Genomic DNA, 12,687 nt, shown 5'->3' on the forward strand with positions numbered 1-12,687 from the left:
TAAGTCCGGTCGAAACTCACTTGACTCCGCTGCGCGGCTGGCGACACGGCCGTAGGCATGTTCTTCGTCGTGCTCACGTCACTCGCAGGCCAGAAACATTCCCATGTTGCGGTCTCGAAGTCGATATCGCGGGTGGTATCACGTTGCAAAATGACTTGCCCAGCATCGTAGGGACGAGCGTGGCTGATGTGTCTGGGGCGCTCCGGAGAAGCGCCACCACGAGACGGCCCCGCCGAAGCCCGCTCTGAACAGCCTGGCGCTACGGCTTGATCCGCATCGCTCCGGGTGACCACCAGCCGCTGCGGGTCGCGGTGCCGAGTTGGAGCTGGGCCGGCCCGGCGTCCACGAGGGTGTCGAACTTGCGCAGCGACCCCCAGTCGCGACCCCAGTCCCGGGACAGGTAGGTCGACATGACGTGTGCCCGCAGCAGCAGGTCGGTGATGCCCAGCAGACCGCCGTTGACGCCGTCCTCCCAGGTGTCGGTGTCCTGCTTCTTGGCGTTGTAGTCCGGTGTGATGCGGAACTTCGGGATTTCGGTGACGCCATTGGCGTGCAGCATCGGATGCTGGCACGGGAAGGCCAGGCCGACCGCCCAATCCATCAGCACCGGCTGGGTAGAGCCGACGTACTCCTGCAGGGAACGCAATTCCGGCACCCGCGGCGGTGTCACCGCGATCCAGTCGTCGGGCGTCAGGGAGAGGTCTTCGGCGACCAACCGGACCGCGACCGCGTCCGCGGGCACCTTGTCGCGGGCGAACCGTAGGTTGCGCCACGCCTTCGGCTGTTCCCCGTTCAGGTCGTAGGGCACCAGCCGCCCCGCCGGCACGGGGTCACCGCCGGGTCCGGGCCGGCCGTATTCGAGGACCACGGTCTGCCCATTGGTATGCCCGTGCAGCACACTGTTTCCGGCGATCGTGCCCGCCGCGGTCACCACGATCAGCGGGTGGCCGTCGTCCGGCTTGGGTAGCTGGTACCAGGCCGAGGCGAGCCTGCTCTGCTGTTGGGCACCGGTGGTGTAGCTGCCCGCCAGCGGAACCTGCTCGGGATTGAGGCCGTAGGGCAACGGCACCAGGGATCCATTGATGCCCGGCGTCTTCAACCTGGTCGGTGCGCGCCAGTCATATGCGTACCAGTCGTAGTCGGTGCCGGGCTGCGGCACCGATGTCTCCTGAACCGCCTCGGCCACCGTGTGGTCCGGTACGCCGTTGGGCGTGAACCCGACGGGGTTGACGCCGCCCAGCGGACCCAACGGACCGTAATCGCCGGGCAGGGGCGGCATATAGCCGGCGTTGCTGTCCGGTTCGACGAGCACGTCGTCGGCGAGTGCGCAGCCACCGGCGAACTCGCGCAAGTTGGACCAGCCGTTGGAGTAGGTGGGGTACTGACGCACGATCCCGGCCACCATCGACGCTACGAACACCACCGCCATGAACGCCGCCGCGAGCGGCACCGGCGCGGCCGTCACCGCCCGCGCGAGCCGGCCCTCACCGCGGTCCCGCGGCGCGAAGTGCAACCACATCGCCCACAGGGCAGCGACCGCGAACAGCGCGAAAAAGACTGCGCTGACCGTGATTCCGGCGATCTTCGGCATGGCGCTGTTGAACGGCACGCCGTAGCTGGACACGTACCACCAGCCGTTGAAGGTGGCGAAACACAGCGCCAACACGAACAGCACGGCCGCCGCGAACGCCATCCGGTTGCGCGACCAGCGCAGCACGTCATGCGACACCAAAACCGTGGTCAGCGCGCACATCGCCGCCCCCACCGCGGCGAAGAGCCCGAAGTGGTGCACCCACTTGGTCGGGGTGAACATCAGGAAGAACATGGTCGCGAAGATGACACCCATCAGCCGCCACGCCGGCCCACGGGCCACCCCTGGAATTCGCTTGCGCCGCAACATGATGAACACGGCGGTGAACAGGCACAGCGCGGTGATCAGGAAGCCGAACCGCCGCGACACCGCACCGTCGACGGTGGGCAGGAAGAGGTAGTAGTAGCGCAGGTTTTCGGTGTACCACGCCTGGCTGGGGCCGATCGCGGTGCGAATCCTGGTGGCCTCCAACACCGTTGACAGTGTCTGGTCGGCGAAGACCACGGTCAGTACTACGAACCCGGCCGCCAGCATCGGGGCGACCAGCGGCCAGGTGCCGACCAGGCGATGGCGATGGACCAGGATTCGCAGGATCGGGCGGCCACCGGCGATCAGCGCGGCCACCGCGATGAGACCGGTGGGCTGGACAGCCAGCGTGAACGCCGCGGTGATGACCGCCAGCGCCGCCGGGGTCATGCGGCTGTACCGCATCGACCGCTCGATCAGCACGTAGGTCACCAGCGAACCGACCGCGATGATCGGCTCCGGACGAAGGCCGTTGTTGAACGGCATCCACGCGGTGAGCAGGACCAAACCGGCCGCCCAGTTGGCGGCGGTGCTGGAAGTCACCGCCGGCCCCAGCCGGGGCAGCACCTCCCGCGACAGCAGCAGCCAGCAGACCAGCCCGGCGACCAAGTCGGGCAGTCGCATCCACAGGCTGTGGTCGCTCACGTGCGTCATCAGCGCCAGCAGGTTGTAGTACCAGCCGAACGGGTCCTCCGGGCTGCCGAACCAGCGGAAGTAGTTCGACATGTAGCCGGCGTGATCGGCTACCCGGGCCATCCCGAGGATGTAGCCGTCGTCGGAGGAATTCGCGCCGATCACATGCCACAGCAGGAACCCGAATATCACCGTGGCGTCGATCAGGGTGAACTTGCGCCATCGCGTCGGAATCCAGCGTTGCATTCGCCGGCCGTCCAACTGATCCAGGCGCCAGAGCGCGATCAGCGCGACGATGGTCGACACGATCGCCACCACCATCGCGACGAGTTTGAGCGTCGTGGGCGTGGTGGAGAACCGGGTGTCGATGGTCGCCGAGAACCGCAGGCCGGGCGGGGCAGGTCCGGTCAGGTCGGTGAACACCCCGACGATCTGCGGGCGCAGGTTGGGATCGGCGAACCCGCCGCGCAACGGCTTGCCCGCGGGATCCGTCAGGCCGACGAAGGTCGCGAAGGTACCGGCCCGGGTGGAGGTGACATCGATGTGGTCGCACTGCGGTGAGGCCACCAGGTCGCGTGGCGCGCTGACGATCACCACGTTGCGGTCGGTGACGTCTACCCGCTGGCTGCTGACGACGACGAACAACGCATTGAGCGCGGCGTCCTTGCCCTTCTTGGGTGCCGTGCTCAGGATCACCCCGCCGTCGGGCGGCAGGTCGCGCACCACCGAGCACGGCACGGTCACGCTGGCGTCGACCGGCGTCAGCGAAATCAGCGGCGCGGTAACGCTGTTCAGCTGGCCGTTTTGCGGCCAGTTCAGCATCGCGGTGGTCTGCACCACGGGCAGCAGCGGCGTGGCGACCGACAGCACGAAGCCGAGCAGCCCCGCGATCGTCGCCACCCAGCGCGTCACCCGCACGTTCTGATCGGCGTCACGCTGCGTCGCCGCCGCTCGGTGTTCGGAGTCGATGACGCTCATGGCAGGGCCCGTATCGGTCCTTGCCGGGCCCACCCGGAAACCGTTTTGGCGCCCTGGTCGATGACGGCGTTGGGCGCCTGTTCGGCCGGCACCAACCGGTGATACTGCTCGACGGACCCCCAGTCGCGATGCCAGTCGCCACTCAGGTACGTCGAGACCGTCGTGGCATACAGCATTGACTGAGTGAACAGGAACGGCCCGCCCGTCTCGGCGGCCTGCCACCCGTTCGACGACGCGGCCGTCTGTTTGTGGTCGGGCAGGATGCGGTATTGCGGAAGTTCCGCCACGCCAAGGTGTTCGGAGAACGGCCGCTGGCAGGGGAAGTTCGCGGCCGTCGCGATGTCCATGAGTACCGGGGTGTTCGAGCCGAGCAGTTGCTGCAACGTTTGGAGCACCGGTACCCGTGGCGGCGTGAACGCGAACCACTGTTCGGAACTGAGGTTGGGGTCGTATGCGACGATGCGTGCCACGTTAGCCTCCGGTGGCGCCCAGGCCAGTGGGAAGCGCAGGTTGCGCCACGCCGGCTCCGGCCCGATGTCGATCGGGTGTACCTCCGCAAGCGGTTGGGTGCTGCCGTCGGGGCGGGTGACACCCCACTGCAGTTTCAGCTGCTGCCCATAGGTGAAGGTGCCGTCCTCTTTGTACGACCAGATGGCACCGGCCGCGGAGACCACGACCAGCGGCCGGTCCGGCGCGCGGGGCGGCAGCTGATACCAAGCCGACGTCGCGGTGGCGGCCAGCGAGTTCTCTCCGTAGCTGCCCATCACCGGGGTGCGGGCCGGGTCCAGGCCGAAGGGCAGCGCCGCGCGCGACCCGTTCACCCCGACCGGGCCTTTACCCCCCGCGGTGCCCGCGGAATCGGTCATGGAGGCGTTGGGCTTGTTGGGTGACGCATCGGAGTTCACCACTCCCGGTTTGGTCACCACCGGGTTTGATCTCAGGTCATCGCCGACTCCGTCGGGTTTGAAGCCAACGGGGTTGGTTCCGCCGAGCGGTCCCGCCGGGCCGAATTGCTGCCCCGGGACCGGCTGCAACAGTCCAACATTGGGGTCGGGTTCGGCGAGCACGTCATCGCCCATCGCGCAACTGGTGTTGGAGAGCCCGGACTTGATCGCGGCCACGTTCGCTTTGGCGGTGGTGTAAAGCGGATAGCGGACCACCGCGCCCTTGGCCAGCGAGCCGACTTCGCCGAGGACCATGATCACCGCCACCACCAGCAGTGGCGTAGAAGCCAGCACGCGGTTGCGCCGGTTGTCCTTGACTTCGGTGTGCCCGGCATAGTCCATCCGGAAGTGGAACCAGGCGGCCAGCAATCCGGTGAGGACAGACAAAATAAGGAACATATACGTCACGGGGAGGCTCGCCATCACGGGCTGAATGTCCCACCACGGCACCCCGTAGTTGCCGACGTAGAACCAGCCGTTGATGCCGGAGGTGGCCCACGCCAGCACGAAGAGCAGCGCCGTCACGTACAGCGTCAGGTTGCGGCGGCTGTGCAGGCCGATACGGGCGACCGCGAACGCGGTCACCGCACCCAGCGCGCCGGCGAGCCCGGCGAATGCGCCGAACTGCACGGCCCACTTGGTCGGGGTGAACGTCAAAAGCAGCAGGCCAACCGCGGTGGTGCCGATCAACCGCCACCCCGGGCCGCCGGCCAGCCCGGGCACTCCGCCGCGCCTCAGCAGTATGAACATCACGCCGAACATGCACAGCAGAAGCACCAGCACCGCGAACCGCCGCGCCATCGACCCGTCCGGGTTGGACTCCACCGTCAGGAAGTAGTAACGCAGGAATTCCTGGTACCACGCGATGGTGGGGCCGACCTTGTACTTGATGCGTGCCGACTCGGCAACCGTGGCGAGCGTCTGACTGCGAAACACGACCACGGTGATCAGCGATAACGACGCCGCCAGCACGGCCAGCGGGGCCAGCAGACCATCGGTCGCCCGTCGGCGCCGGATCGTCTGGGCGATGGCCCGCGCGCCGGTAACCAGAGCGGCGACGGCGATCAATCCCTGCGGTGCGAGCGTCGCGGTGAGCGTCGCGACGATGATCGCGACCGCCGCGGGAGCCAAGCGGCCCAGTGCGATGGATCGTTCCACCAGCTTCCAGGTCAAGACCACGCCCAGCGCGATCAGCGGCTCGGGTCGCAGCCCGTTGTTGAACGGCAGCCAGGCGGCCAGGAAGACGGCGCCCCCGGTCAACACCGCCGCCCCGTTCGCCGCCAACCCGCCGCGCCCCGGTCCCAGTCGTCGCAGCACGCAGCGGCTGATCAACAGCCAGCAGGCGATCCCGGCCAGCGTGGCGGGCGCTCGCATCCATACCCCGGCAGTGCTCACCGACGCCAGCTGGGCCAACACCGAGTGGTACCAATCGAACGGGGCCTCCGTGGTACCGAAATACCGGTAGTAGTTCGCGATGTATCCGGCGTGTGGTGCCACGCGGGCGATGGTCAAGTTGTACCCGTCGTCCGACGACGTGGCGCCGAGGACGTGCCAGAGCAGCAGCGTCGCGATCACTCCGGCATCGGCGATCCAGGTCGTCAGGCCAACCCGCCACCACGATGGGCGATGCTCACGGGGGCGGTACCGGGAGAGCCAGGCGATGGGTGATCGCCAGTCGCGCAGTGTGACGTCGCCCCGGCTGTGGCGATCCAGCACGCTCATCGCCACGATGGCTACCAGCACCGCGAGCGCACCAAGGACCATCAGCAGCGTCTTCAGCGTCGTCGGCGCCGTGATGAACCTGGTGTCGACGTCGATGCGCGCCGACAACCCGGGTTGGGCGGCAACCTTCATCTCGGTGAAGATCCCACCAACCTGGGGCTTCTTCTCCGGGGCGAGGACACCCCTGGCCCCCGGGATGCCGACGAAGTCCGCACCCGCGGAACCGGCGTCAGCCCAGATGTGCAGGACGCTGCAGGCGCCGACGGCCGAGCGCTGCGCCACCGCGGCCACCGAGTCCCGGAACGCGACGACGATCACGTCTTTACTGGCGCGCACGAACAATCCGTGCTTGCCGGCGTCTATGCCGCCCGACGGCAGGGTGGACAGCACCAGGCCGCCGTCGGCGGGCAGGGTGGCCATCGCCGCGCACGGGATGGAGATGTCCAGCGCACGCGGCGACCCGGAAACCAGCGGCGCGGTGATCTGCGTGACGTGACCGTCCGCCGTGGCGCCTTGGGGCCACCGGATGGTCGACGTGGTCTGCCTTACCGGAAGCAACGGAACAAGGGCGCACAGGATCAGGCCCACCAGGCCGGCGACGGCGGCGACCAACCGCGGGATCCGCTGCGATCGCTCGTTACCGTCGGAGGACACGAGGGTCGATGGTAAGCGACGCCGCTTTCCCGAGTGAGGACGCCGGGCCGGGCAATGCAGGCCCCGCTGCCCAACGCAACCCGAGCCGCGTGGATTCACCCGCTTGCGGCCGCGCATGCCGTCACAATGGGGAGCTACAAGGGGAGCTACATCAGGAGCTATAAGGCCCTCGAAACCCAGGAGGCTGGCGGCGCAAATGAAGTGCTCGGGACTCGGGTTCGGCGTGCTGGGGCCGCTACTGATGACCACTCACGGCGTCCGGTTGCCGTTGGGCGCGCCCAAACAGCGGGCGGTTTTGGCCATGCTGGTGATCAACCGCAACCGTCCGGTCTCGGTCGACGCGTTGATCGACGCGGTCTGGGACGACGATCCGGTACCGGCCGCTCGCACCAGCATCCAATCCCACGTTTCCAATCTGCGGCGGCTGCTGCGCGACGCCGGCGTCGACCCTTACCAGGTGCTGGCCAGCGCCCCGCCGGGGTACCAGCTCAGCATTGCCGATACCGAGTGCGACGTCGGGCGGTTCACGGCCGAAAAGGCCGCCGGCATCCAGGCCGCCGCGGCTGGACGATTCGAGGATGCCAGCAGTCACCTGTCGGCCGCGCTGCGCGAATGGCGCGGACCGGTCCTCGACGACTTGCGCGATTACACATTCGTGCAGGCGTTCGCCACCGCACTGGTGGAAGAAAAGGTGGCGGCGCACACCGCGCACGCCGATGCCGAGATCGCTTGCGGCCGGGCCGGGGCGGTGATCGGGCAGCTCGAGGCGCTTACCGCCGAGCATCCTTATCGCGAACCGCTGTGGGCGCAGCTGATCACCGCCTACTACGTCACCGAGCGCCAATCGGATGCCCTGGGCGCGTATCGCCGTCTCAAAACGGCCCTGGCCGACGGGCTCGGCATCGACCCCGGCCCCACCGTCACCGCGCTGCACGAGCGCATCCTGCGCCAGCAGCCGCTGGCTGCCAAGCGCTTGATCTCCACCACCCGCCGGCTGGGCGCATATCAAGGCGACGCGGACGCTGCGGAGTCGGTCGACGCCTGGTTGCTTGACCGGGCGGGTCGGCGGTACCGGCTGAGCGGCGCGACCACCCGGATCGGGCGTCTCGACGACAACGACATCGTCATCGGCGACGACGCCGACGTCAGCCGCCATCACGCGGTGATCATCGACACCGGAGCAGGTTTCGTGATCTACGACTCGCGGTCGACCAATGGTGTCGAAGTAGGCGGCCAGCGCATCCGGGGCAGCGCCAACCTTGGTGATGGCGACCGTATCCGCATCGGTGGCACGGAGTTCGTCGTCGAGATCAGCGGCGGCTCAGCCGGTTAGCCGCTTGGCCAGCGTGGGCAGGCCGGGGCCGGTGAGGTCGGCCAGCGCCGCGGGACGGCCGGTCATTGCCATCAGCAGCGCCTCGCCGGGGCCGGATACTTCGGCCCCGCTGCCGTGTTCCCAGTCGACGTCGGTGGCACGCAGGTGCAGTCCCCTGATCCGACGCCCGGCGCCCAGCCTGGGGTTGCCCGGCACCAGGCCGAGCACCCGGACCAGCCGCTCGGCGGGAATGACGCGCGGCTGGTCGAGCGCGCGCCGAATGTCTTGGTGGTGGACCGTGCCGTCGACGAGCGCGATCATGCCGCCGAAGCCTGCGGTAAGGCCGCGAGGGGTCAGGTGATTGCCGAGAAAATCCAGCAATTCCTGCGGGCTGAGGGCGGAGAACTCGTCGACGCCAACCTGGTTGGTCCGCACGATCCGGCCCTTGGCGAATCGCTTGATCAACCCGAGAGTGCCCAGCTCCTCGTAGCTGATCACATGCGCGACAACGTCTTTCACACTCCACTTGGTGCATAGGCTGGGCGCATCCCACTGTTGGGGCGTCAGGGTGGCCAGGAATGCCGCGAGGTCGGCCCGCTCGGCGCGGGCCATGTCCATCAAAGTGGTTGCACCGTCTGTCGTCATGATCGCGCCGCCACGCTGAACAGCCGACCGTAGCGGTCCAGATAAAGTGGCCAGCCCGCCTCACCGTCGACGCCGCGGGCGACCGACTGCCAGCCCGGACCGTGCCGGTCCAGATGACGGTGTTCGAGTTCGACGCGGGTGCGTTGGGCCGCCTCGGCGACAAAGCGCACCTCGACCTCGCTGGCTTTGGCCGGATCGTCCTGCAGCTGCCAAGTCGGACCGATGTCCCAGGTGAACACGACGCGGGTGGGCGGCTCGTAGACCAGCACGCGCGCCCATCGGCACTCGGTCCCGTCGACGCCCCGGTCGTAGATGTGCCCACCCGCCCTGGGTTCGAAAACCGTCTCGGCGATGGGAACGGCGAGCAGGTTGTGCTCACGCGGTTTGAAGTCGCCGAAGCGCTCGGTGAAGACCGCGAACGCCCGCTCGATCGGGGCATTGACGACGATGTGGTGACGCACGTCGGGTGTGGTCATGCAGGATCTCCTCCCGTCTCATCGAAGCTTTGTGCGTAGGTGGCCAGTGCCTGGCTCCAAAACCGGTCGAGGTCGGCCCGCAACGCCTGCAGGCCGGTCGGGTCGAGTTGGTAGACGCGACGCGTTCCCGAAGCGCGGTCGCGCACCAATCCGGCGGATTTGAGCACCTTGAGGTGCTGTGAAACGGCCGGTCGGCTGACCGGCAGGTCACGAGCCAGTTCGCCGACGGCCAGCGGGCCGTGGGCAAGGCGCTCCACGATCGAGCGTCGTGTCCCGTCGGCCAACGCGACCCAACCGTCTTGGTAAGTGGCCACGAACCGTAAGTCTAGGCTTACGGAGGGCTGGAGCTCAAGGTTTTGTGCGGGTTGGTGCTTTAGTCAGTCCCGCTCGGAAATCCGTGGTGCTCGCGTAATCCTTCGGCCCATGACATCGCGTGCCGAGGAAGGCCACGATTGAAGTCCTGGTGCCCACACACGACGGGTCGAACGAACCATTTGCGAGGCACTGCATGAATGGGGGCGGATCGGCGATCTGGTCGACTCGTACGCGCGCCCACCTCTTCCTAATGGCCTACTTTGTTGGGATGGATTTTGATTCCGCGGTGGATGTGGATGCGGTGCGCAGGGTGGGCGATTGGTTGGCCGATGCGCTCGTGAAGGTTTCTGGGTTTGCACCGGTCGCTGTCCCCGCCGTATCGGGTGGTGTTGGGCGGGTGACGGTTTCAGCGCATGGGAGGTTGCTGCGACTGGAATTGACGCCGCAAGCAATGCAGTTGCGCTCCGACCGTTTGGCGGCGTGGATAGAGCAGGCGTACGTGGAAGCATGCGAGTCTGCTGTGGCTCAGGTGCGGGGGCTGATCAAGCAGGTTACCGGCGCTAATCCACAGCTGGCTGACATGTTCGATCAGTTGGACCGGGATTTCGGGAAGCTCAGCACGGCGTTGCGGGCGCCGAAAACGCGCGCTGTTCAAGAGCGCGAAGAGCAGGATTTGGGGCCGGACTGGGAGACGCCGGAGTGGGACCCGAGCTCCGATCCGCTGGGGCGGACCATCGGCAGCTGAGCGACAGCTTTTAGCCCCACATTTTCAGGTTGGCGTTGATGGCGCTGGTGTAGTTCTCGTGGGCGATCTTGGCGCTGTCGCGGATTTTGCGGAGTCCTTCTTGGAGGTCTTCGACGCCGGAACGCCACTGGGCTTGCCATTGTTTGTGGGCCTGTTCGGTGGCGCCCGTCCACGGCATGTTCGCGACGTAGGCGTCGATCAGGTCGATGTTGGCATCGGTCGCCCTGGTGAACTGGCTCATGTGCGTAATGAGGTTGCCCAGTGCGTCCAGGTCAACGGCGTAGGCGTCGTCACCGGCTGCCCCCAACACGCTCATGCTTGATCGGTGGTTTGGAATGCGGTAGCGGAGTGCATAACTAATCCCGTAACTTGCTCGAGCGCGACAACGACCTTGTGGATGCCCTGTTGCCATAGCTGCCAGCCCTCATCGAGCTTGGTGGCCGCACTACCGGTCCACGAGCCGTTGATCACCTCCTCGCCCTCGGATTTGAGCCGCATAAACGCGTCTTTGATGTCGGTATTCACGTCATCGATGTCTTTGGCCGAGGCGATCACCTCCCTGGGCTGCACATAAAGCACACCATCGCCGCCACGTTCAGCCATGCCTGTTGCTCGCTTTCGTCGCTTACCCACGCTCGTGATGCCCCCTGATGCGCTCTACACTACTGTCCCTGCCAGCGACCACTGAGATCGTCGCGGCCGGAAGGGGGGCGATGGTTGATGTAGATCCGGAGATGTATTTCCGCGCATCAACCTCGACACGGTTCAGTGCTGAGATCCTCGACGGTGCACTCGACCAGCTTAAAATCGGTCTGACCGGGTCAGGTGGGATGGCTGGCTCGGACAACACTGGCCACGAGTTCAGCGGCGGATATGACCACGTCGCCCAAGGTGTCGTGGCCGGTCTTGCCGGGCTAGTCGACATGTCCGTCAACGCTGCCGAGTTGATCCGGGCCAGCGGTTTGAACCACCAAGCCGCCCAACGCTCTTCCACGGAGGGCAGTCCGCCGCCACCGTCGGCACCGATACCCGCCATTCCAACAACCGCCGTGCCGAGCGTTCCGTCCGCCTACGGCGGCGGAGGCGGCGAGCCGACCGGTGTCATCGCCACGGCCTGGCACTACGTCCAGCAATGGGTCGGCTACGTCTGGCCCAACGGCAGCCCAGAAAGGCTGGAAGCCGCTGCTCGAGCCTGGACGACCGCTTTCAACACCATCAAAAGCAGTGAAACACCCATCGATTGGGCGACTACCGACCTGGCCGGCCAGGAATCGCCCGAAATCCCGGCCGCCACAGCGCACCTCAACGACCTTAAGGGCACGTTCGACAAAGTCGGTGGCGCGTGCTTGCAAATGGCCACCAGCTGCAACAACCTCGCCCAGGCCATCAGGGACGCCCACCAACAATTGACCGATGAACTCGCCGAATTTGCCGCCGAGTTCATAGTCGGAGAAATCGTCTTCGGCCTGTTGGTTGAAGTGGGCGGCGAGCTTTGGGGTAACGCAGCCATGGCTGCCCGAGCCATCAATGTAGCGCGCCGGTGCGCCCGCATCATCGAAAAACTCATCGACCTCGCACGAGGAGCGGCCCGGATCGCCAAGGTTGCTGGCGAGAAGATCATGGGTCTGGTCACAAAGATAAAGAGCACGGTCGCCGCCATCGTCAAGCGTGCGCCCGAGACGAGTAAGCTGAGTGCCGATGATTTGTTGGCGGTAGCCGACTACACCGGTAACGGGTACAAGGAATTAAACGCGGCATTAAGGAGCGGCACTTTGAATGCGTCGCAGCAAGCGCGAATAGACGCAATCAACAGCGCCTTGACGAAACTCCCCACGTACGAGGGACCGGTCTGGCGTGGTACAGACCTTCCTCCCGAGGCCCTCGCGAGTTACCAGCCCGGGACAGTTGTTACAGAAAGCGCATTCACAAGCACCTCAACGAATCCAGCCATTGCCAGTTCGGCGGCTTTTTCGGGTAACGTAGAATTTCGCATCATTTCAAGTAGCGGACGAGACATCTCCGGTGTGTCGAGTTATGCCCATGAGCAGGAGATACTCTTTCCTCCGGGAACGCAATTCTACGTGAGTAGTCGGACCGTCGACCCCCGGACAGGCAGGACAATCATCGAAATGTTACAGCGCTAGGAGTCGTGAAATGAGTAAACGAATTGCAGGCAAGACATTTTCGACCCCGGAGGAGGCGGGCGTGACACCGCCAAGCGCTTCGGAACTAGAGCGCGCTCGCCGACTGTTTGACGCGTTTCAGCGAGAAATTGATGGCGTTAAGCCCGAGGATCGCATGCCGGCGCCACCGAAGTTCTGGGATGACACATCCGGGACCGAATACGAGACGTAAGATGTAGTACT

10 protein-coding genes are annotated in these 12,687 nt (G+C 66.0%); 3 read left to right on the forward strand and 7 right to left on the reverse strand.

Annotated features, from left to right (window positions below; all coding sequences use genetic code 11):
* Window positions 1-259 precede the first annotated feature (259 nt).
* Window positions 260-3,508 (reverse strand): arabinosyltransferase domain-containing protein, encoded by a 3,249-nt coding sequence (locus tag AC5Y2L_RS18135; protein ID WP_499938823.1) that lies wholly within the window; start codon window positions 3,506-3,508, stop codon window positions 260-262.
* Window positions 3,505-6,828, reverse strand: coding sequence for an arabinosyltransferase domain-containing protein (locus tag AC5Y2L_RS18140; RefSeq protein ID WP_499938824.1), 3,324 nt, complete (start codon window positions 6,826-6,828; stop codon window positions 3,505-3,507). Before AC5Y2L_RS18140 ends, AC5Y2L_RS18135 begins: the two co-directional genes overlap by 4 nt.
* A gap of 196 nt (window positions 6,829-7,024) precedes the next feature.
* Here AC5Y2L_RS18140 and AC5Y2L_RS18145 point away from each other — a divergent pair, with 196 nt between their 5' ends.
* Window positions 7,025-8,161: a BTAD domain-containing putative transcriptional regulator gene (locus AC5Y2L_RS18145; protein ID WP_499938826.1), complete on the forward strand. Its 1,137-nt coding sequence runs from the start codon at window positions 7,025-7,027 to the stop codon at window positions 8,159-8,161.
* Here AC5Y2L_RS18145 and AC5Y2L_RS18150 read toward each other — a convergent pair.
* Genes AC5Y2L_RS18150 through AC5Y2L_RS18160 form a run of 3 tightly spaced genes read right to left on the reverse strand, consistent with a single transcriptional unit; the run spans window position 8,150 to window position 9,575 of the window.
* A complete protein-coding gene (locus tag AC5Y2L_RS18150; RefSeq protein WP_499938827.1) occupies window positions 8,150-8,785 on the reverse strand; it encodes a maleylpyruvate isomerase family mycothiol-dependent enzyme in 636 nt (211 codons plus the stop codon). The two genes, AC5Y2L_RS18145 and AC5Y2L_RS18150, sit on opposite strands and share 12 nt — an antisense overlap.
* Window positions 8,782-9,261 carry an SRPBCC family protein gene (locus AC5Y2L_RS18155; RefSeq protein WP_499938829.1) on the reverse strand — a complete coding sequence of 160 codons (480 nt, stop codon included), beginning with the start codon at window positions 9,259-9,261 and terminating at the stop codon, window positions 8,782-8,784. The genes AC5Y2L_RS18150 and AC5Y2L_RS18155 overlap by 4 nt, the downstream gene beginning before the upstream one ends.
* Complete coding sequence (locus AC5Y2L_RS18160; RefSeq protein WP_499938830.1) at window positions 9,258-9,575, reverse strand: ArsR/SmtB family transcription factor; 318 nt, start codon at window positions 9,573-9,575, stop codon at window positions 9,258-9,260. Before AC5Y2L_RS18160 ends, AC5Y2L_RS18155 begins: the two co-directional genes overlap by 4 nt.
* A 269-nt stretch (window positions 9,576-9,844) precedes the next feature.
* Between AC5Y2L_RS18160 and AC5Y2L_RS18165 the strand changes: the two genes are divergently transcribed.
* Complete coding sequence (locus tag AC5Y2L_RS18165; protein ID WP_499938832.1) at window positions 9,845-10,321, forward strand: YbaB/EbfC family nucleoid-associated protein; 477 nt, start codon at window positions 9,845-9,847, stop codon at window positions 10,319-10,321.
* A gap of 10 nt (window positions 10,322-10,331) precedes the next feature.
* Here the strand turns inward: AC5Y2L_RS18165 and AC5Y2L_RS18170 are convergent, their stop codons facing one another.
* Together AC5Y2L_RS18170 and AC5Y2L_RS18175 are read right to left on the reverse strand one after the other, a co-directional pair.
* Complete coding sequence (locus AC5Y2L_RS18170) at window positions 10,332-10,637, reverse strand: WXG100 family type VII secretion target (protein ID WP_499938833.1); 306 nt, start codon at window positions 10,635-10,637, stop codon at window positions 10,332-10,334.
* Window positions 10,634-10,924, reverse strand: a complete 291-nt coding sequence (locus AC5Y2L_RS18175) for a WXG100 family type VII secretion target (RefSeq protein WP_499938834.1) — start codon at window positions 10,922-10,924, stop codon at window positions 10,634-10,636. The genes AC5Y2L_RS18170 and AC5Y2L_RS18175 overlap by 4 nt, the downstream gene beginning before the upstream one ends.
* A gap of 110 nt (window positions 10,925-11,034) precedes the next feature.
* Here AC5Y2L_RS18175 and AC5Y2L_RS18180 point away from each other — a divergent pair, with 110 nt between their 5' ends.
* On the forward strand, window positions 11,035-12,465 hold the full coding sequence (locus tag AC5Y2L_RS18180; protein ID WP_499938836.1) for an ADP-ribosyltransferase: 1,431 nt from the start codon (window positions 11,035-11,037) through the stop codon (window positions 12,463-12,465).
* Window positions 12,466-12,687 lie beyond the last annotated feature (222 nt).

The organism is Mycobacterium sp. NGS66 (assembly GCF_059812225.1).

Coding starts and splice junctions, on each gene's coding strand:
- AC5Y2L_RS18135 (WP_499938823.1), bottom strand. CDS start 3,508: ATGAGCGTCATCGACTCCGAACACCGAGCGGCGGCGACGCAGCGTGAC.
- AC5Y2L_RS18145 (WP_499938826.1), top strand. CDS start 7,025: ATGAAGTGCTCGGGACTCGGGTTCGGCGTGCTGGGGCCGCTACTGATG.
- AC5Y2L_RS18170 (WP_499938833.1), bottom strand. CDS start 10,637: ATGAGCGTGTTGGGGGCAGCCGGTGACGACGCCTACGCCGTTGACCTG.
- AC5Y2L_RS18150 (WP_499938827.1), bottom strand. CDS start 8,785: ATGACGACAGACGGTGCAACCACTTTGATGGACATGGCCCGCGCCGAG.
- AC5Y2L_RS18180 (WP_499938836.1), top strand. CDS start 11,035: ATGGTTGATGTAGATCCGGAGATGTATTTCCGCGCATCAACCTCGACA.
- AC5Y2L_RS18175 (WP_499938834.1), bottom strand. CDS start 10,924: ATGGCTGAACGTGGCGGCGATGGTGTGCTTTATGTGCAGCCCAGGGAG.
- AC5Y2L_RS18165 (WP_499938832.1), top strand. CDS start 9,845: ATGGATTTTGATTCCGCGGTGGATGTGGATGCGGTGCGCAGGGTGGGC.
- AC5Y2L_RS18155 (WP_499938829.1), bottom strand. CDS start 9,261: ATGACCACACCCGACGTGCGTCACCACATCGTCGTCAATGCCCCGATC.